Below are 19818 nucleotides of genomic sequence, written 5' to 3' on the forward strand. Positions count from 1 at the left end.
GTGCTTGCCGATAGAAAAAGAATACCTGAACCTAGAATAGCCGAAATATATAAGGCGATGGCTTGTGGCAAATTAATTGATCGGTTCATCGTCTATCTCCTCTTCCTTTGCACTTATTGCTCTATGTTTGTTATGTATATCATTCATTCACAAAAAAATCGTCTGGCTTTTTTGCGATCTAATTCGAAACTGAAACAATACGGGCCTATCCACATTTAGGAAACTGGGTAGAGGACTGGTTCGAGAAAAAGTTGAAACTCAGTGATTCTGGCTCATTCGGCAACTAGAGGACTGGCCAACTCAATAAAACCCCTAATAGGGCGAACTGGATACTTAAATATGTCCGTAGTAATCAAATGACCGGAGATGACGTCCTGGCTGTCCAAAAGCGCTTAGGGATTACTCCAGCAACAAACAAGCAAGGTAAACATTACGGCGTATATGGCCCACAGACGGAGAAAGCCGTCCACTTCTTCCAGAAGTAAGCCAGAGCTCTGAGAAAGTCGTTGACTGGACTTGGGGTAATTTGTTCGTGGTGAAGAAAAAGGGAAGATGATAAAGAAGCCGGGCGGGGTATTTACCCCGCCCGGCTTCTTTATTGATGTATGCATCCTTCACTTCTATTCCAATATTGAGCCTAGTGGGACTATGTTGATCCAATAAGGCTGGCGTTTTTTATTGAGAAGTAAATTTACGCGCCAGCGAATTATGGTAGTTTTCCGCTAATAAATAAATAAGCTACTAATAGTGCTAAAACAAATACAATAATTGATCCAAGAAATCTCATGAGTTCATCTCCTTATTATTAGTTTTAGCTTTTTCAGCTCCCACGGAGCATCTAAGTACTCTTCTGCGTTAAAAAATATTATAATAAATTTATTGCTTTTACTATTATAACCTCACAATCTGTAAAAAGTGTAGCATTCTTTTGTTATAAATGAAAATTATTAAAGATAAGTTGTTGAATTTCAAGGGAGTGATTGGGCAGCGTTTAGTGTCTGCACTTTCGTTAGTGACGAGTAACACTCTCCATTATGGTAAAGAAGAAACTTTCTTACATATTAGAAAAGACAAGGAGTATGGTTGTCCTAACTTGTAGCCCTAAATACTCACCCAAAACAAATATCGACATTTTTTAGAGTAGTTGTTGACAATACTACGCAACCACTATATAATAGTTTTTGTCGCTAAGCGATGGTAACAGTTTTTCACGAGAAAAGACGTTGGTGTGTGTATTGTCGTCCTAAGAAGTAGTGTGCTCTAATCTTCGAGTATCGCTGACCGCACCGTTGATGAGCTTTCTTACCGGGGTGTGGCTCAGCTTGGTAGAGCGCCTCGTTCGGGACGAGGAGGTCGCAGGTTCAAATCCTGTCACCCCGACCATATTCATTTTCAAATTTGCGGGTGTAGTTCAATGGTAGAACATTGGCCTTCCAAGCCGAATGCGAGGGTTCGATTCCCTTCACCCGCTCCACAACAACCGTAGCCGGCTGGCTGCGGTTTTTCCATTGGCTTTTTTGTGTAAGCTGGTTAGGGGAGGAAGTGTAGCGAATGAAAGATGAATTTGATCTAATTGCTAAGCTGCTCCAGAAGCGGCCGCCAGTGGATAAGAGTGTTGAGGTCGATGTAGGGGATGATGCAGCGGTCTATCGTCCAGGTCTAGGGATGTCCCAGGTGATTACCTGTGATACGATGGTCGAGAGTGTCCATTTTTCGGAGCAGACGATGGCACCTGAAGATATTGGCTGGAAGGGGATTGCCTCCAATGTGAGTGATATTGTTGCGATGGGGGGAATACCGAAGCACGCAGTAATCTCCCTGGCAGCGCCGGAAGTTTGGGAGGAAGAGAGTCTGCTCCGTTTCTATGATGGGCTAGGAGCCGGGGCAAAACACTTTGGTGTGACGATCCTTGGAGGCGATACGGTTCGTTCGATGAAGGGACTAGTGGTAACCATAACACTAGTTGGGGAAGTGGAGAGAGATTGCTCTCTTCGTCGCTCGAACGCGCGTCCTGGGGATATCGTTTTTGTCACAGGGCCATTGGGTGGTTCAGCGGCAGGGCTTCATTTATTATTACGCGAGGATACATCCGAGTGGATCGTACGGTATCCATCTCTTGTTGCCTTTCATCAACGCCCTTACCCTCATATTGAAGCGGGTCGCGTATTATCAACCCTGGGTGAGCGAGTGGCGGCCAATGATGTGAGTGATGGACTAGGGCGAGAAGCAAGGGAGATCGCTGAAGCAAGTGGGGTTCGATTGGTAATCGAACCCTCCCTCATTCCCATATCACCGGAAACGGTGGCCTATGGTGCAGAGATCGGGGTTAATCCTTTGCAGTGGGCCTTTGATGGTGGGGAGGATTATCAGTTGGTAGGGACCTTGCCTGCTCAAAGTTGGGAACGACTTTTGCACCTCGCTAAGGAAAAAGAAGTCTCCTTTACCCAGATTGGTTGGGTGGAGGAGGGGGAAGTTGGTGTGTACTGTATCGATGAGGGTAAACGCTCTCTGTTATCATACAAAGGATATAATCATTTTGCCTAGATGGGTGATGCCATATGGTAGAAACGTGTCAATTCACAACAAATGATGAGAAGGAGACGAGGGCTCTTGCTAGCCACATCGCTATCTCCCTTCAAGCTGGGGATGTGATTGCTCTGGAGGGGGATCTTGGAGCAGGAAAGACAACATTCTCCCAGGGAGTGGCGCGGGGTTTAGGGATTGAAGCCCCGATTGATAGCCCTACCTTCACGTTAATAAAGGAATATGATCAGGGGCGTCTCCCCTTTATCCATATGGACGTGTACCGTCTGGAAGATGGAGGGGAAGAACTTGGGTGGGAAGAGTACTTTTATGGCAATGCTGTTGCATTGGTTGAATGGGCGGATCGAATCAAAGATTGGCTACCTGAGCGCTTTATCCATATTGAGATAAAACGAGTCGATGGCGATAGACGGATGATTACGGTCACAACACCTATAGAGTGGAAAGAGCGTATCTGTGGAGGAGTGGAAGAGGGATGAAATGGTTGGCCGTAGATACATCGACACTGGTACTTGGCGTGGCAATCCTAGAAGATGGTCGCCTTCTTGGTGAAGTGACGACACATTTACATAAAAATCACTCGGTGCGCCTGATGCCGACGGTCGCTCGTCTTATGGAGGATCTGGAACTTACACCCCGCGATTTGGATGCGGTTGTGGTAGCAGGGGGGCCGGGTTCTTATACAGGGGTGAGAATTGGTTATACGACAGCGAAAACCATTGCTTGGAGCCTTGGTATTCCTTTGTATAGTGTATCTAGTTTAGTGGTATTGGCAATGAATGGGTTTCGTTTTCCAGGAGAGATTGTTCCGCTCTTCGATGCAAGGCGGGATCGGGTTTATACGGGTCTATATGGGGTAAATGAGGGTGAACTAGTACCCATCCTCTCTGAGCGGGTGATCGATATAGAGAGTTGGCTTAAGGAACTAGTAGGGCGAGGGCCGATTCTCTTTATGGGAGAAGACGTGATTCGCTTTCAAGAGCGTATTCTCAGTGTGCTCGGCGATTTAGCGCATTTTGGCGTACCCGCAGAAAATGTTTCTAGGGCATCTTCTCTTGGGATGCTGGGTCATAGACGCTATCAGCAGGGTGTACCCCCTGAAAAAGAGGATGCGGCTCCAAACTATTTGCAACTAGCTGAAGCGGAAGCGAAGTGGTTGCAAAACCAAGCTAACGGAGGAGAAGAAAATGGGGCTGCCACCCATTGAGTTCCGTCTGATGAATGTGGCGGATATTCCTGCTGTGTTACAGGTGGAACAAGCTTCTTTCACCGCTCCGTGGAATCGACAGGCTTTCTATAATGAACTGGTTCATAATCAGTTTGCTCACTATTTGGTGGTTGAGCATGAGAAGCATGTTATTGGATACTGCGGGTTGTGGTTGATTCTTGATGAGGCACACATTACCAATATCGCAATCCACCCGGATTATCGGGGGCGAGGAGTCGGGGATGTGACGATGGATTATCTCAAGGCTTTTGCCTCTGAAGCTGGTGCGAAAAAAATGACCTTAGAAGTAAGAGTATCGAATGTATCTGCTCAACGTTTGTATCGTAAAAAAGGCTTTGCAGCTACTGGTGTGCGTCCCGGTTATTATACGGATAACCTTGAGGATGCGTTGATCATGTGGGCCGAGTTAGATGGAGGATCTGATGAGCAAAACAGCGAAATCTCTGGTGCTGGGTATTGAAACCAGCTGTGATGAAACCGCTGCGGCGGTGGTAGAGGATGGCCATATCCTAAAATCGAATATAATCTCTTCGCAAATGGAGATTCATCGTCGCTTTGGGGGTGTAGTTCCCGAGGTGGCTTCCCGTCGTCATGTGGAGCGGGTGACATCCATCATCGAACAAGCCCTGGGGGAGGCGAAGGTGACAAAGGAGGAGCTTTCTGCTGTAGCAGTTACCCAAGGGCCAGGCTTAGTAGGAGCTCTCTTGATCGGCATCTCGGCTGCGAAAGCCTTCTCCTTTGCTACAGGTGTACCTCTGGTAGGGGTACATCATATTGCAGGGCATATCTATGCTTCGCATTTGGTGGAGCCGCTTCGTTTTCCCTTAGTGGCCCTTGTAGCCTCGGGGGGTCATACCGAACTTATCTATATGCCGGAGCATAACCGTTTTGAGCGCTTGGGACGAACGAGGGATGATGCGGCTGGGGAGGCCTTTGACAAAGTGGCTCGCGTGTTGGAGCTTCCTTACCCGGGTGGTCCTCATATTGATCGATTGGCCAAGGCGGGTGCTCCTCATCTCGATCTTCCTCGTTCCTGGTTAGGGGATTCTCTGGACTTTAGCTTCAGTGGATTAAAATCTGCGGTGATCAATCTGCTCCACAATTCCCAACAACGAGGGGAGACCATTGAAAAGGCCGATTTAGCGGCTAGTTTTCAGGCTTCCGTCGTGGAGGTACTCGTAGAAAAAGCAGTGCGTGCTACCCGTTTAAAGGGCGTATCAGAATTAGTCCTAGCTGGTGGAGTATCAGCAAACTCTGCTTTACGTGAAGCACTCGCCTCCCGCTGTAGGGAAGAAGGGATTATCTTGCGTGTGCCTCCGTTAGAACTATGTACAGATAATGCAGCGATGATCGCTGCCGCAGGGACGTATCAGTTCCGAGATGGGCAATTTGCAGGTCTAGACCTGAATGCTACTGCAAATCTATCCTTGGATAGATGAATATGGCATTGGAGAAGACACGGAGAGATCCGTGTCATCTTGTTAAAATCATTTTATTGGTATAGGACCTTAGAACTATAATGAAGAACATCTATGAGACAAGATGTCTTTAGCAAATAGATTCCTTGCAAAAGAAAAGGCTGTACCTACAAGCTGAATCAGCTTGTAGGTACAGCCTTTTTTGTATTTAAGATTTTTTTTCGGCGACTTTAAATCGACCGGAGAATTCTTTTTCAAATTCTTTCTTGTGGCGGCGCTCACGTCTTGCTGTCAGTACCATCGTAATAAACGTTGCGATGACAATGACGACGAAAAAAAGTGCCAGGAACCAAGTCCACCCTTGAGGAGTGATCAAATTTAGAATCCAGTCCACTTATAGAAACCTCCTTCGATTTTTCCCCCTTGCGTTTCCGTTCGCCAGAATCCTTTTGGTGTATCATTCTTGTTAACTACAACTTTAGTCCTAATGTTTCATCTCGAACAATTTTTTTGGGGAAAGAGAAAAATTGAACGTTGTAGATAAGGGGTATATTCTGATATAGCGTGTGTGGGTATAGAAAAGCATTTGTAGGAGGTATGATCGATGGAGGTGCCGAAGTGACATGGATGGTTTATTTGTGAAAGTTGGATAGGAGGTAAGCTGGTGGGGGATATGCCATCGATTCAACCAGTAGGAGATACTGGAGTACGTATTCATTTTGGTGATCAGATTGATCCTGAGATTCACAAGCAGATTCAGAGTTATTGTAACGCTTTACAGGCGAGGAACCTAAGGGGAGTAATAGAGTGGGTCCCTTCTTATACAGCGGTGACGATCTACTACCATCCTTATCAAATTGATTATCAGAGCTTGATTAGAGAACTAGCGAAGATGAAGAAAAATATTCAGTCACTTTCTGAGCGGGAAGTAAGAAAAGTAGTGATCCCTGTGGTATATGGGGGAGAGTACGGTCCTGATCTAGTGGATGTGGCCGAGCATAATGGTCTAACTCCAGCAGAAGTGATAGAGATCCATAGTAGTGCTTCTTATCTGGTATATATGATGGGGTTTGTACCTGGGTTTCCCTACTTAGGTGGGATGTCAGAGTCCATCGCAACTCCACGGCTGGAGCAACCACGAGCAACGATTCCTGTAGGTTCAGTAGGGATCGCAGGAGGTCAGACAGGGGTTTATCCTTTGGAAACGCCCGGGGGGTGGCGGCTGATCGGCCGGACGCCCCTTCGCCTTTATGATCCACACCGGGAGAGGCCGATGCTTTTGATGGTAGGGGACCAGATCACCTTTGAGCCTGTGTCAATGAAAGAGTATTCGGAGAGAGAAGCAGATGAGCTCAAAATCCACAAGAAAAGGGAGCAATCAAATGAGCTATCGGATTGACTTAAATAGCGATATTGGAGAAAGCTTTGGTGCCTATGTGATTGGTCAAGATCAGGCGGTATTATCACAGATTACCTCTGCCAATATTGCTTGTGGTTATCACGCGGGAGATCCTAATGTGATGAGGCGGACAGTCCTCGCGGCATTGGAGCGAGGAGTTGGCTTAGGTGCTCATCCGGGGTTACCTGATCTCGTCGGCTTTGGGCGAAGGAATATGGCGATATCCACTGAGGATGCATACACGATGACCCTATATCAAGTGGGGGCGCTAGCTGCGATAGCCAAGGCCGAGGGTGGACAGTTACAACATGTAAAGCCCCATGGGGCATTGTTTAATATGGCGGCGCAGGATGGGAGGCTGGCTCAAGGAATCGCGGAGGCAGTGGTGGCGGTGGATGATCAATTGGTGTTGTTTGGACTTGCCGGAAGTGAGCTTGTGAAAGCGGGGAGAGGGGTAGGATTAAAGGTGGCAGAGGAGGTATTTGCGGATCGAACCTATCAGCCTGATGGGAGCCTGACACCGCGGACACAACCAGAAGCGGTGATCCGTGATTCAAAAGAGGCAGTATCCCGTGTCATACACATGGTGAAGGAAGGGAAGACGATGGCAGTTGATGGTACCCTGATCGATTTGAATGCAGATACAGTATGTGTCCATGGAGACCACCCCGAGGCACTTTCTTTTGTCCACCAGCTACGCGAGGCTTTCACAGCAGAAGGTATTACGGTGAAGCGAGTAAGTGAGCGATGAGGCGATATCTTCATGTAGAAAAGGGTGGCTTATTAACCACAATCCAAGATCAGGGGCGCTTTGGTTATCAACAGTTTGGAATGGTGGTTGCTGGAGCGATGGATGCTTTTTCCCATCAGGTGGCTAACTGTCTGGTTGGCAATTCAAGGAGGGAAGCGACGTTAGAAATTACGATGATGGGTCCGGTCCTTCGTTTTGGTGAGGATATATGGATTGCCCTGACTGGTGCGGATCTTTCTCCCCAGGTGGCTGGGAAAGCCATTCCGATGTGGAAGAGCTACCTAGTGAAGGCGGGGGAGTCTCTTTCCTTTGGAAAGATTCGTGATGGGGTGCGCTCCTATCTGGCAGTGGCTGGGGGCTTTGCAGTGGAGCCGGTGATGGGGAGTCGATCCACCTATCTAAAAGCGGGAATAGGTGGTTGGAAAGGGCGTGCACTAGAGAAGGGAGATAAGCTTCCTGTCGGACTACCGAGTACGACGGAATGCCACAGTCGCTGGTTGGCTCCCGATCAACGTCCCCATTATCCTAAACCGATCTCATTGCGAGTTGTATTGGGTCCGCAAGCATCTTCCTTTACAGAAAAAGCACTCCATACATTTTTATCCTCTTCCTATGAGATTACGCCACGTTCGGATCGAATGGGTTATCGACTACAAGGTTCCCCTTTACATCATCGAGAGACAGCGGATATCTTGTCAGATGCGACAGCGCCAGGTTCGATTCAAGTCCCAGCGGATGGTCAACCAATTATCTTGATGGCGGATCGGCAGACGACTGGAGGTTATGGAAAGATTGCTACGGTGATTTCTACAGACTTACCGTTGCTGGCACAAGCTGCTCCAGGTCAACAGGTAACCTTTCAATCGATCGAGGTAGAGGAGGCTCACCGACTAGTTATAGAACAAGAGCATTTGCTCCGTCGATTGGAGGTAGCGGGCAGGTAAGTGAAGGGAGTAAAGGGGTAGTGAGTATGCCGACCATAAAAAAAGACCTTTCTTGGTAGATTACCAGGAAAGGAGGCCTTCATTGTATCATGAAAGGATTAAGGCTTTTAATACGGTGAGTTAATCCGTAATCTCTGCCCATCGTTCCGTCTTTTTTTCGAGAGCGTCTTGTAGTTCTGTGAAACGTTGTTGGCGGGTGAGACTTTCTTCGGGGGAACCGTAGATTTCTGGACGACACAGTTCTGCTTCGATAGTTGCAAGTTCTGCTTCAATGGCTGCAATATCTTCCTCGAGGCGTGTAGACTCTTCCAAGCGTTGGCGTTCTGCGCGTTCTTGTTGTCTGCGCAGGCGGTTTTCTTCGGCATAGGAGGTAGCAGAAGAGGTATTGCTTGAAGTTTCTGCTGCCTGTAGTTGCTCTTCACGCTTCATCTTTAGCCATGCTTCGTATCTATCGGGGAAGACATGAATCCCCTTCTCCTTTATTTCCCAAATACCAGTAGCTAATCGGTTGATAAAATAGCGGTCATGGGAAACGAAGAGAAGTGTGCCAGAAAATCCTTCTAAAGCTTCTTCGAGCCGTTCTTTGCTATCCATATCCAAATGGTTGGTCGGCTCATCCATGAGGAGAAGATTGCCTTGGTTAAGGAGGCGTATCACAAGTGAGAGGCGGGCTTTTTCACCACCGCTCAAGGCCCCGATAGGTTTAAAGACATCTTCTCCACTAAATAAAAATTGGCCAAGGAAAGAACGGACCTCTGTCTGAGTCAACTTAGGATGTGCATTCCATACTTCATCCAGCACGCTCTGATTACCGCTAAATTCCACTAATTCCTGTTCGTAGTAATCGAAATGAACACCTGTGCCAAAGGCGATCTCTCCCTTTAGGGGTTGAAAATGCTTGGCGATGGTTTTGAGAAAGGTGGTTTTCCCCGTACCATTGGGGCCGAGTAGTGCAATTTTTTGTCCGCGAAGAAGAGAAAGGGATTCTGCGTTGATAAGGGGTGCGGCTGGATCATAGCCGATGGAGAGATCCGTAGCAGTGAGAACGTGTCGTCCACTGGCTACCGCAGGGGAAAAGCGGATCTTCGCCTTATCTCTCTCCGCAGGGGGTCGATCGATTCGATCCATTTTCTCAAGAGCCATGCGACGGCTTTGTGCCCGTTTGGTAGTGGAGGCACGAGCGATATTCTTTTGTACAAATTCCTCCATCTGACGAATGTCCTCTTGTTGCTGTTCGTACTCCTTCGCCCACTGAGCCAATCGGGCTTCCTTTGTACGGATATAATCGGAGTAGTTACCTGGGTAACGTGTAGCTTGGCGTCCATCGATCTCATAAATAATCGTCACCAGTCGATCAAGGAACCAACGATCGTGAGAGACAATCAACAGGGCCCCACTGTGGTTATCTAGGGTTTGTTCCAACCACGTGAGTGCATCCATATCGAGATAGTTGGTTGGTTCATCTAAAATAATGAGGTCAGGGTTAGAGAGGAGAAGCTTCGCTAGGGCGAGGCGGGTTTTTTGCCCGCCACTTAGTGCACGGATTGAGGTATTTTCCCAGTCTAGTGCACCGAGTCCTAAACCGTTGAGTGCACTACGTCCTCGTGCTTCATATCCATATCCACCGGCTCGTTCAAAGCGTTCTTGTAATTGGTTATACTGTTCCGATACACGCTCATAGCGTTTGCTATCAGACCAGACTTCCTCAAGGCCCATCTCCATTTCCAGAGCGCGTAATCCTGCTTCCATTTCCCGAAGCGCGGAGAAGGATTCTAGTAGCTCTCCCCAGATTGTACGATCCGATTCTAGATCCGTTTCCTGGGCAAGGTAGCCGATTGTAGCACCTTTGCGAATGGATACGACACCTTCGTCAGCAGATAGCTTATTGATTAAAATCTTGAGCAAGGTGGATTTTCCCGCGCCGTTTGGGCCGATCAGACCGATATGTTCGCGGTCCTCTACTCGAAGATCGATCCCCTCCAATACGGGTGTGCCACCATAGGATTTATGGATATTTTTTGCTTGTAGAATGGTCAATTGAAATCACCTCATCTATGCAAACCATTTCCATTGTAGCCGATTCGAGGTGAGAAGGAAAAGTCTTTACTTAATTTAAGGAGGACAGAGTATGGTTGAGTCGCGAAAGAAAAAAAACTTACGCAACCAAATGCTCAAGACAAGGGAAATCTTAAGTGAGTCCGATGTAGAAACAGGCTCAAAAAAGATATGCCAGCAAGTGATGGAGTTGCCCCAATGGGAGCAGGCAGAGCGAGTGTTGTACTATATGCCACATCGGAGGGAAATTGATCTTCGTCCATTGATGAAGCAGGCGTGGTTAATGGGGAAAAAGGTTATTTTACCTCGAGCGATTCCCGCTAATCGTTTATTGATATTTTATCAGGTAGATCATTTGGATGAGTTAGTCCTGGGGGCATATGGCATATGGGAACCACAGAGTGATGAGGATAGACGGATCGATCCACAAGAGTTGGATTTGGCATTGGTGCCGGGTGTGGCCTTTGATTGGAAGGGTTATCGGTTAGGTTATGGCGGGGGATATTATGATCGTTTTTTTGCTGGTCCAGGAGCAGGGATTCCACGGTTTGGTGTGGGATTTTCCTTTCAGTGGGTAGAAACGGTTTATCCCGAAGCTCATGATGTGCCAATGAATGGGGTGGTTGTGCCAACGGGGCTTATGGTCCCTGAAAAGTAGATAGGATGATAGGAGTTTACTCCTGCCTTCTTTAGTGTCCATTCCCTCCCTTTGCAGTTACATAACAAAACGAAATACCGTAGCCTCCTTTTCAATAAGGAACTACGGCATTTTTGATAAGGAACGAAGTAGGTATCCTTGGTATGGTCCTAATTATTATTACTGATACGTTTTCTCATCCGGTTTTTTCGCCAATTCTCCATAATTTGACGAATGGGTCTTTTATCAGGTAAAGCTCTGAATACATGGACACCAGGGTAGATGTTAATTTCATAGATCCAGGGTTTCCCTGCTGCATCGATCCCGAAATCGATTCCAAAGTTATGCCAACCAGGGTATCCTTTTCGCATTAATGTAGCAGTACGAAGTGAGACTGTACGAAGGATAGAGAGTACGTGATTCTTTTTTGCGGATTGATAACCCAAGTGATGATCAAGTAGTTTTTCCATCGTCGTGGGAATGGCTCCCCGGTGGCGATTGGTTACGATTTGGTTGGCTTGTGCTACCTTCCCAACCATTCCACCAACGGTCCACTCTCCTAGTACATGTTGCATGTGTACGCGGATATCAAAGGGAAGGTTCTGGCGGGTGACACTGTAAATACCTTGTTGAATCACATGTCCCCTACTGGCAATCTGGCGTTGTAGGTATTGGCCAGTGGCGGATAGGGTAGGAAATGTAACTTCACGTCCTCCTTGTTTTCGCACGCGAAAGGAGCCACCCTGAATACGGTCTACTCGGATGATATTACGACCTTGGCCGCCAGATGTTGGTTTGATATAGACAATTGGATATTGACGAAGAAAAGCTAAAATTATAGGTCCTTTCGCAATTTGTGTGGCAGGGAAATGTCTGGCAGTTGAGGGGTGGTGCCTGAGAAGTTGTGCCTGTTTCCATTTATTCTGAGCGTAGGGCTGTCTGTACATGAAAGGATCTGCCTTTCTATTAACATATTATAATGTACTATATGATTCAATCGATAGAAGTGTGAGGAGAAATAGGGGCTCTATCAGTCTCCCAAAGTGACTCAAATAACGAAGGTTGGATGTTACCACCGCTTAAGATCACACCAATTCGTTTTCCGGGGACCTTTCCTTCCAAGAGGGCAGCAAGGCTTGTTGCTCCAGAGGGCTCTAGCACCATATTTAATTGGGTGGCTGCATAGCGTATGGCATTGAGAATAGCCATGTCAGAAACCAGGAGGACACCTGCTAGATATTGAAGGTTGATAGGGAAAGAATAATTACCAGGGATGTCGGATCTTAGTCCATCCGCTAGGGTCTGAGGTGGGGGGATACGTGTCCGCTTTTTCTTATCAAGGGAGATAAATGTATCTCCCGCACCTTCGGGTTCTACTCCATATACACGAATAGACGGAGAATGGCCCTGTACAGCGAGGCATGCACCAGCGGCAAGTCCACCACTACTCACGGGCACGACAATGGTATCCAAGTCAGGGACATCTTCTAATAGTTCCAATACGGCTGTTCCAGCACCAGCGATGATAGCTGGGTGATCATTTGGAAAGAGATAGCTACCTCGCTCTGCGGCGGCTTTTTGAGCAAAGAGGCTTCGATCCTCTTTATGGCGATCATAGAAAAGGATTTCTGTTCCATGTTTTCGAGTGGCATCTACCTTGACTGTGGGGGTGTCCCGCGGCATACAAATGGTTACCTGGGTGCTTGTTAATTTAGCGGCAAGAGAGACTGCCTGTGCGAAGTTACCAGATGAAAAGGTGAGGATCCCTTGTGATTGTTCCTCAGAGGAGAGCTGATTAATGAGATGATAGGCGCCACGAAATTTGAATGAACCTGTTTGTTGAAGGTTCTCGCATTTGAGATAGACACTTCGTTCGCTTCGTGCGTTTAAGATGTCTGACGTGAAAATCGGGGTGCGATGAGCAGTACCTTGGAGAATGTTCCACGCATCGAGCACATCGATGTAAGACGAGTTGTTAAAAAGGTGTTCGCATGCCATGGATAGGACCCCCTGATGTTAACGCGCTTTTTTCTTGAGGAAGATAAGGTGTCGGTAGAGTTTTGGATCGGCGAATCCAAAGAGGCGAATGGCAGGATATGCGTAGTTCACTTCAAAGATCCAGACGCGATTAGATCGATCTATTCCCATATCCACAGCCATCTCCTTTTTACGGGGTACCGTTTTAGAAACGACATTTACAGCTTTTAAAGAGGCTTCTTTTAATTGGCTCTCTACTTGCTGCTGCATGCTAGGGCCATAATCGAGATGATTTTTCATAAGACGATGGAGGGGGATGGCTGTGCCTCCTTGGTGTAATCCAGCCACAATTCCCTTAGGCTTCGCTACCCGAGCAGCCATCCCGCCGATTATCCATCTTCCATCGATACGAAGTAGGTGCACACGAACGTCGAAGTGAATTCCCCTTTTATCTTCACTATCGATTCCTTGTTGGATGATGTACCATTTTCCATTAGTCAAACGTTGGAGAATTTCATAGAGAGAAGCGTTATTTAGTGCGTTGTAACTTCGATTTATCCCGCGGATAAGGTATCCAGTTGAGCCTTGAGTTACACGGATGACACCACGAGATTGACAACCAGCGGTTGGCTTTAAATAAACCATCGGGAAACGTCGAGTTATTCGATAAAGATTCTCTCGACTAAAGGGTAGGGTGACAGGCATAAATTTAGCAGTTGCTATATGGGGGCTAAGCAACCTTGCAATTCTTATTTTGTTGCGAACATAAGATGAAACCATCTATTATCACCACTTTTTACTTGTTTAATAGAGTGTTTATACAACTCTATTCTTCTCTGATAGAAAGGGTGTGGGTGAAGAGATAGTAAGAAGAGAAATAGGTGGAAGGTTTTTTCTAACATTCTTTGTAAACTCACACTGTGAAGGAGTACACATTCCCTGGGGTTGTTGTTACAATGATGACAGGCAGTAAAGTAGTGTGAGGAGGAGGGACGGACGAATGAAAAGCTCAATGAAGGAAGTCCCACTCTCCCAAGCAATAGGGCTTGTCCTCGCCCATGACTTGACTCAAGTTCTACCAGGCAAAGTGAAAGGCCCATTGTTTCGTAGTGGACATGTGGTACGTGAAGAAGATATCGAACCACTCCTATCTATTGGAAAAGAGCATATCTATGTTATCGAGTGGGCAGAGGGAGAATTGCACGAAGATGAAGCTGCTCGGCGGATTGCCACAGCTGTGAAAGGTTCCTACGTTTCTTTGACAGAGTCGAAGGAAGGGAAAGTGAACCTCGTTGCAGAGAAGGATGGTCTTCTCCTAGTGAATATTTCTTGTGTCCATCAGATCAACGGGATAGAGCAAGTGGTGTTATCTACACTAAAGACAAAGGTTCCTGTTCGAAAAGGAGAGAGGGTTGCTGCTTCTCGTGTGATTCCTCTCATTTATCCAGAAGAACGAATTATTGAGGTAGAGAGGATTGCTGGCCAAGGCAACCCGATCTTGCAAGTAGTTCCTTATCGGTCTACTCGTATTGGCATTGTTACGACAGGCAACGAAATTGCCAAAGGTCGGATTGAAGATCGTTTTGGTCCAGTTTTGCGGCAAAAGGTAGAGAAATTCGGTTCAGAGATTATGGGACAGACTTTTGCTAGTGATGATCGGAAACGAATACAACAGCAAATTCGTTCTTTTATAGAACAGGGGGCGGATATGGTTTTCGTTACAGGAGGGATGTCTGTCGACCCGGATGATCGTACTCCAGGTGCGATTGCAGACATGGGTGTAAAGGTGGTTAGTTATGGAACACCGATGCTTCCTGGGTCGATGTTGATGCTCGCTTATGATGACGATATACCGATCCTAGGCTTACCTGGATGTGTGATCCATGATGAATTTACATCCTTTGATGTGTTTCTCCCACGCCTATTAGCAGGGGAGCGAATTGCGCGGGAAGAAGTGATCGCTCTCGGATATGGTGGTCTTCATTCCTGTTGAAATGGCAAGGATGACAGTACATACCATGAAGAAAGACAAACACTGGGTGAATATGAAACGCTACGGATAAAGCAAATCCACCCGGGCATAAACCCGTAGGTTGGAGGCTGACGATGTCTGAACAAAAAATTCCACAGGTAACCGCTAAGCGGCTACCCCTTTACTATCGATATCTTGAAAAACTGCATGCCATTGGAAAGAAACGAGTCTCTTCTGCACAATTGGCAGACGCCCTGCAGATCGACCCAGCAACCATCAGACGAGATTTTTCTTATCTTGGTGAGCTGGGCAAGAAGGGTTACGGATATAATGTTAATTATCTTCTTCAGTTTCTACGCGATTTTTTAAGGCAGGATGAAGTTAGTAACGTCGTGCTTGTCGGTGTTGGTCATCTTGGTACAGCACTCCTTGGCTATAATTTTTATCGAAGCAATAGCACAAAGATCGTTGCTGGTTTTGATGCGGATCCTGGTAAAGTAGGTCAAGAAGTGGATGGAATCCCTGTCTACTCGATGGAACGATTTAGGGAAGTGCGTGAGCTTCATCATGTGGAAGTGGCAATTCTTACGGTTCCTGCTAATGTGGCGCAGTCTACAGCAGATGAAATTGTACGCGCAGGGATTTGTGGGATTCTTAACTTTACACCTGCCCGCCTGACAACGCCTCGCCATGTTCGGCTTCACAATATTGATCTCACGATTGAATTACAGACGCTGATCTATTTCCTGAAAAACTTTCCCGTCGATGATGGAGATCCAGAGTTGGATCCAGAACCGATAGGGGAGAACTGACAGTAGGTGCCTGGGAGGAACAAATCCGTGTCCGACAAACATCAAAATTGGATGGCTCACTTGGGAGAACTTCGTATACGCATCATGGTCGTCCTAGCTATATTTGTTGTCAGCTTAGCGATAGGTTTTTATTTTGCCCAACCGATCATTGACTGGATGCTTAAGGATATCCTCAGTGGATCTCTCGAAAAGCGTGTAAAACTCCATGTCTTTTCTCCAGGTGAATCGCTCTCGATCTATATGCAGTTTGCCTTTTTACTAGCAGTGATTCTCACTTTGCCTGTTGGACTCTATCAACTATGGCGATTTGTATCCCCAGGGTTAACAGTGAAGGAACAGAAAGCGACCCTCCGCTATATTCCTCTAGCAATGATCCTATTTACTGGAGGACTAGCCTTTGCATACTACTTGATCATTCCGTTTATTCTTCACTTCATGACGGCTTTGACAGAGCGTTTAGGAGCTCAGGAAACCTATGGAATGTATGAGTTTTTCCGCTTTATCTTCCGCATTCTCTTCCCCATTGCCCTGTTATTTGAACTACCTGTCCTGATCCTCTTTTTGACACGGCTTCGTGTTTTGAACCCTGATCTATTACGACGAGGACGGCGGTATGCATGGTTAGCGATGGTGATCCTATCCTCCTTGATCACCCCACCTGATTTCGTGTCGAATATCCTTGTTTCTATTCCGTTGATCCTACTTTATGAGGTAAGTATTTTCTTGGCGGATCGTGTATCCAAGCAGTTGGTTATCGAGGATGCAGCCGTTGAAAAAAGATGGCGGGAGGAAGATCAGGAGTGGAGTTCCTTTGATTGACCCTCTCGTTATGTAGACCAACCAATATCCCAGTGGAGCTGATTAGGGGCTGCTGGGATTATTTTTTTAGGACCATTCAGCGAGGTGAATGGATGTTTTTTGGGAGAAAAAAGGGAGAAATTTTGTGGATGGGTCTTGCAAAAAGAGAGCAGTCAGGATATCATGGTTAATGGTGTTAGCACTCGGAGCTGCTGAGTGCTAACAACGGAAACTCCACCTTATGAAGGAGGTACCTTCTGTGATTAAACCGTTAGGGGATCGCATCGTACTGCAAGCGATTGAACAAGAAGAAAAGACCGCCAGTGGGATTGTATTGCCGGAATCGGCTAAAGAAAAGCCGCAAGAAGGTAAAGTAATCGCTGTTGGAACGGGACGTTATGAAAACGGACAAAAGGTAGCACTCGAAGTAAAAGAGGGCGACCATGTCATCTTCTCCAAATATGCGGGAACGGAAGTAAAGGTCGGCGAGGACGATTTGCTCATTTTGCGTGAGAGCGACATTTTGGCAATCGTTAACTGATCCTTGCTTTACACCCCATTTCTAATAAACACTACATAGGAGGGAATTCAAAAGATGGCTAAAGAGATTATGTTTAGCGAAGAATCCCGTCGCGCCATGCTCAGTGGTGTAGACGCTTTGGCTAATGCCGTAAAAGTGACCCTTGGTCCGAAAGGCCGTAACGTGGTTCTAGAGAAGAAGTTTGGTTCTCCTTTGATCACCAACGATGGTGTGACCATTGCAAAGGAAATCGAACTTGAGGATAAGTTTGAAAACATGGGTGCACAACTCGTGAAAGAAGTAGCTACCAAAACAAACGATGTAGCCGGTGACGGTACCACTACGGCAACGGTTCTTGCTCAGGCAATGATCCGTGAAGGTTTGAAAAACGTAGCAGCTGGCGCTAACCCGATGGTTGTGCGTAAAGGGATCGAAAAAGCTGTAAAAACGGCTGTGGAAGAGATTAAAACCATCTCCAAGCCGATCGAAGGTAAAGACTCCATCGCTCAAGTAGCAGCTATCTCTGCTAACGACGAAGAAGTTGGCCAATTGATCGCTGAAGCGATGGAAAAAGTGGGCAACGATGGTGTTATCACTGTTGAAGAATCCAAAGGCTTCATTACCGAGTTGGAAGTAGTTGAAGGGATGCAATTTGACCGCGGCTACATCTCCCCTTACATGGTAACGGATAATGACAAGATGGAAGCCATCCTCGAGGATCCATACATCTTAATCACCGACAAGAAAATCTCTAACGTGCAAGAAGTTTTGCCGATGTTGGAAAAAGTGGTTCAACAAGGTAAGCCTTTGTTGATCATCGCTGAAGATCTTGAAGGGGAAGCTTTGGCTACCCTCGTTGTTAACAAGCTGCGTGGTACCTTCAATGCAGTTGCTGTAAAAGCGCCTGGTTTTGGCGACCGTCGTAAAGCAATGCTCCAAGACATTGCGATCCTGACCGGTGGTCAAGTAATCACTGAAGAGCTGGGTATGGACCTGAAAACTGCTGAATTCAGCGCACTTGGTCGTGCTCGTCAGATTCGTGTCTCCAAAGAAGATACCATTGTGGTGGATGGTGCAGGGGATCGTTCCGAAATCGACGGCCGCGTAAAACAAATCCGTCAACAGCTAGAAGACACCACTTCCGAGTTCGATAAAGAAAAACTGCAAGAGCGTTTGGCTAAGCTCTCTGGCGGGGTAGCCGTTATCAAAGTAGGGGCTGCAACCGAAACCGAGCTGAAAGAACGCAAACTGCGCATCGAAGACGCCCTCAATTCCACTCGTGCAGCTGTGGAAGAAGGGATCGTCTCCGGTGGTGGTACTGCCTTTGTTAACTCTCTCCGTGCAGTAGAGCAAATGGAAGCTGTTGGTGATGAGATGACCGGTATCAAAATCATCCGTCGTGCATTGGAAGAGCCTCTTCGTCAAATCGCATTCAACGCTGGCCTGGAAGGTTCCGTCATCGTTGAGCGCATCAAAAACGAAGAAGTAGGTATCGGCTTCAACGCTGCTACTGGTGAATGGGTAGATATGATCAAAGTTGGTATTGTAGACCCAGCGAAAGTAACACGCTCTGCATTGCAAAATGCAGCTTCCGTGGCAGCGATGGTACTGACCACTGAAGCAGTTGTTGCTGACAAACCAGAAGAAAACGATGGTATGGCCGGCGGTGCTCCTGATATGGGCGGCATGGGTGGTATGGGCGGCATGATGTAAGGGATGCCCTGAAGCCTTTTAGAATAAAGTGTTATTAATCAGGATAACTCCTGAAGGGTAACAAAAAGGTAACATTAGGTGGCGAAAATTTAGAGGCTTTCCATGAGTAGAGAGAACTTATGGGAGGCCTCTTTTCGCATTGACTTTGTCATGTGAAGGTATACATGTTTTTGTTGCGTCATCTTTATGCCCAAGTCTCGCCATAATCTCAGGAAGGCTAACCCCCGCCTCTGCTAGTAGAGAGGTATGTGTGTGGCGTAATGAGTGAGGGGTAAGGGTGTCATTTAGTTTAGCGATCTTTAGGAGACGTCTCATCCGATTCTCAATCGTTTTGATGAACTTTGGATAGGTGTCGTGATACATATCCCTAGATCTCATTCGAATTTTATTCTGAGCATCTTGATGCTTTGTCAACTCTTTGATGACGATGGGAGAGAGGTCAAGGGTTCTCTTGGAAGTTGTTGTTTTGGGCGTAAGCAACTTATACTCTCTTAGATTATTGGTTGGATTGTAGTATGTTCGGGATATAGTCATAGTGTGTTCTTGAAAATCAATGTCATTCCATTTGAGAGCGCATAGCTCACCGACTCGGATACCCGTATAGGCGAGGGTAAGGAATAGAATGTAGTCCCTATCAAGTCCTTTTTCTCTGATGTCCGAAGTAGTAGAGACAGTTCTTCTTTTTCAAGTATCTCATAGATAGATAGCCATTCCTTCGAAAATTCTTCGAAGGTGATATTAGATTCCTGAATTGAAGGAGTAGCGAGGTTAGACTTTGCTACTCTATTTTTATGGATTGAAAAGCCCCATCTAATAATCCCTTTACTCCCGTTTATAAACCGGCTTAGAAAGGGCAGAGAAGGGAACGTATTTTAAAAAAGAACACTCCCCTTTTCAGAAAAGGGGAGTGTTGACAAAAGAAAGTCTTACCGTGAAAGTTATGCTACCTGTTTTTCGAGATTATAGATGGGAACCAGGTGTCAAGGGGAAATACATTTCTTTATCATTATATTTATATTTAGGATTAGCCAATCCTCCAAGTGCAGGGGC

General features: G+C 46.6%; 21 protein-coding genes and 2 tRNA genes. 17 read left to right on the forward strand and 6 right to left on the reverse strand.

Features of this window, described 5'->3' with window-relative positions; all coding sequences use genetic code 11:
- The 8 genes from BLV90_RS16420 to tsaD all read left to right on the forward strand — a co-directional run.
- Positions 1-219 (forward strand): hypothetical protein (locus BLV90_RS16420; protein ID WP_218142313.1); only part of this gene is annotated, 219 nt, incomplete at its 5' end.
- Between the two features lie 1087 nt (positions 220-1306).
- Positions 1307-1383 (forward strand) — tRNA-Pro (locus tag BLV90_RS15300).
- 17 nt (positions 1384-1400) lie between these two features.
- Positions 1401-1474: transfer RNA gene (locus BLV90_RS15305), tRNA-Gly, on the forward strand.
- 77 nt (positions 1475-1551) lie between these two features.
- On the forward strand, positions 1552-2544 hold the full coding sequence (gene thiL, locus BLV90_RS15310) for a thiamine-phosphate kinase (protein ID WP_091742922.1): 993 nt from the start codon (positions 1552-1554) through the stop codon (positions 2542-2544).
- 14 nt (positions 2545-2558) lie between these two features.
- The gene (tsaE, locus tag BLV90_RS15315; RefSeq protein ID WP_091742924.1) at positions 2559-3023 is read left to right on the forward strand and encodes a tRNA (adenosine(37)-N6)-threonylcarbamoyltransferase complex ATPase subunit type 1 TsaE; all 465 of its coding nucleotides are present in this window, start codon (positions 2559-2561) and stop codon (positions 3021-3023) included.
- Positions 3020-3751 (forward strand): tRNA (adenosine(37)-N6)-threonylcarbamoyltransferase complex dimerization subunit type 1 TsaB, encoded by a 732-nt coding sequence (tsaB, locus tag BLV90_RS15320; protein WP_091742926.1) that lies wholly within the window; start codon positions 3020-3022, stop codon positions 3749-3751. Before tsaE ends, tsaB begins: the two co-directional genes overlap by 4 nt.
- Positions 3732-4232 carry a ribosomal protein S18-alanine N-acetyltransferase gene (rimI, locus tag BLV90_RS15325; protein ID WP_091742931.1) on the forward strand — a complete coding sequence of 167 codons (501 nt, stop codon included), beginning with the start codon at positions 3732-3734 and terminating at the stop codon, positions 4230-4232. The genes tsaB and rimI overlap by 20 nt, the downstream gene beginning before the upstream one ends.
- A complete protein-coding gene (gene tsaD, locus BLV90_RS15330) occupies positions 4195-5211 on the forward strand; it encodes a tRNA (adenosine(37)-N6)-threonylcarbamoyltransferase complex transferase subunit TsaD (RefSeq protein WP_245726394.1) in 1017 nt (338 codons plus the stop codon). The genes rimI and tsaD overlap by 38 nt, the downstream gene beginning before the upstream one ends.
- A gap of 187 nt (positions 5212-5398) precedes the next feature.
- Here tsaD and BLV90_RS15335 read toward each other — a convergent pair whose 3' ends face one another.
- On the reverse strand, positions 5399-5584 hold the full coding sequence (locus tag BLV90_RS15335; RefSeq protein WP_091742937.1) for a hypothetical protein: 186 nt from the start codon (positions 5582-5584) through the stop codon (positions 5399-5401).
- 279 nt (positions 5585-5863) lie between these two features.
- Here BLV90_RS15335 and pxpB point away from each other — a divergent pair, with 279 nt between their 5' ends.
- From pxpB to BLV90_RS15350, 3 genes are read left to right on the forward strand one after another with little or no spacing between them, the layout of a single operon-like run.
- Entirely contained in the window at positions 5864-6589 is a 726-nt protein-coding gene (pxpB, locus tag BLV90_RS15340) for a 5-oxoprolinase subunit PxpB (RefSeq protein ID WP_091742961.1), read from the forward strand.
- The gene (locus tag BLV90_RS15345; RefSeq protein WP_091742938.1) at positions 6573-7340 is read left to right on the forward strand and encodes a LamB/YcsF family protein; all 768 of its coding nucleotides are present in this window, start codon (positions 6573-6575) and stop codon (positions 7338-7340) included. The genes pxpB and BLV90_RS15345 overlap by 17 nt, the downstream gene beginning before the upstream one ends.
- Positions 7337-8284: a 5-oxoprolinase subunit C family protein gene (locus tag BLV90_RS15350; RefSeq protein ID WP_091742943.1), complete on the forward strand. Its 948-nt coding sequence runs from the start codon at positions 7337-7339 to the stop codon at positions 8282-8284. The genes BLV90_RS15345 and BLV90_RS15350 overlap by 4 nt, the downstream gene beginning before the upstream one ends.
- A 120-nt stretch (positions 8285-8404) precedes the next feature.
- On the opposite strand, the gene BLV90_RS15355 is transcribed toward BLV90_RS15350, so the two are convergent.
- Positions 8405-10321 carry an ABC-F family ATP-binding cassette domain-containing protein gene (locus BLV90_RS15355; RefSeq protein ID WP_091742945.1) on the reverse strand — a complete coding sequence of 639 codons (1917 nt, stop codon included), beginning with the start codon at positions 10319-10321 and terminating at the stop codon, positions 8405-8407.
- 91 nt (positions 10322-10412) lie between these two features.
- Here BLV90_RS15355 and BLV90_RS15360 point away from each other — a divergent pair, with 91 nt between their 5' ends.
- Positions 10413-10997: a 5-formyltetrahydrofolate cyclo-ligase gene (locus tag BLV90_RS15360; protein ID WP_091742947.1), complete on the forward strand. Its 585-nt coding sequence runs from the start codon at positions 10413-10415 to the stop codon at positions 10995-10997.
- A gap of 149 nt (positions 10998-11146) precedes the next feature.
- Here the strand turns inward: BLV90_RS15360 and BLV90_RS15365 are convergent, their stop codons facing one another.
- The 3 genes from BLV90_RS15365 to BLV90_RS15375 are packed head-to-tail and all read right to left on the reverse strand — an operon-like array spanning position 11147 to position 13733.
- Complete coding sequence (locus BLV90_RS15365; RefSeq protein ID WP_091742948.1) at positions 11147-11923, reverse strand: YheC/YheD family protein; 777 nt, start codon at positions 11921-11923, stop codon at positions 11147-11149.
- Between the two features lie 46 nt (positions 11924-11969).
- The gene (locus tag BLV90_RS15370; protein ID WP_091742950.1) at positions 11970-12974 is read right to left on the reverse strand and encodes a threonine/serine dehydratase family protein; all 1005 of its coding nucleotides are present in this window, start codon (positions 12972-12974) and stop codon (positions 11970-11972) included.
- A gap of 18 nt (positions 12975-12992) precedes the next feature.
- Positions 12993-13733: a YheC/YheD family protein gene (locus BLV90_RS15375; RefSeq protein WP_091742951.1), complete on the reverse strand. Its 741-nt coding sequence runs from the start codon at positions 13731-13733 to the stop codon at positions 12993-12995.
- Positions 13734-13953: 220 nt separating this feature from the next.
- On the opposite strand from BLV90_RS15375, the gene BLV90_RS15380 reads away from it, so the two are divergent.
- From BLV90_RS15380 to groL, 5 genes are all read left to right on the forward strand, one after another.
- Entirely contained in the window at positions 13954-14946 is a 993-nt protein-coding gene (locus BLV90_RS15380; protein ID WP_091742952.1) for a molybdopterin-binding protein, read from the forward strand.
- A gap of 107 nt (positions 14947-15053) precedes the next feature.
- The gene (locus tag BLV90_RS15385; protein ID WP_091742954.1) at positions 15054-15737 is read left to right on the forward strand and encodes a redox-sensing transcriptional repressor Rex; all 684 of its coding nucleotides are present in this window, start codon (positions 15054-15056) and stop codon (positions 15735-15737) included.
- Between the two features lie 27 nt (positions 15738-15764).
- The gene (gene tatC / locus BLV90_RS15390) at positions 15765-16556 is read left to right on the forward strand and encodes a twin-arginine translocase subunit TatC (protein WP_245726395.1); all 792 of its coding nucleotides are present in this window, start codon (positions 15765-15767) and stop codon (positions 16554-16556) included.
- 238 nt (positions 16557-16794) lie between these two features.
- Positions 16795-17076 carry a co-chaperone GroES gene (gene groES, locus BLV90_RS15395; RefSeq protein WP_091742956.1) on the forward strand — a complete coding sequence of 94 codons (282 nt, stop codon included), beginning with the start codon at positions 16795-16797 and terminating at the stop codon, positions 17074-17076.
- 54 nt (positions 17077-17130) lie between these two features.
- Positions 17131-18768, forward strand: a complete 1638-nt coding sequence (gene groL, locus BLV90_RS15400) for a chaperonin GroEL (RefSeq protein ID WP_091742959.1) — start codon at positions 17131-17133, stop codon at positions 18766-18768.
- 117 nt (positions 18769-18885) lie between these two features.
- Here the strand turns inward: groL and BLV90_RS16590 are convergent, their stop codons facing one another.
- On the reverse strand, positions 18886-19422 hold the full coding sequence (locus BLV90_RS16590; RefSeq protein WP_342707382.1) for a site-specific integrase: 537 nt from the start codon (positions 19420-19422) through the stop codon (positions 18886-18888).
- Between the last annotated feature and the right edge of the window lie 396 nt (positions 19423-19818).

Origin of the sequence: Marininema mesophilum, assembly GCF_900106775.1 — a bacterium.
GTDB classification, from domain to species: Bacteria; Bacillota; Bacilli; order Thermoactinomycetales; family DSM-45169; genus Marininema; species Marininema mesophilum.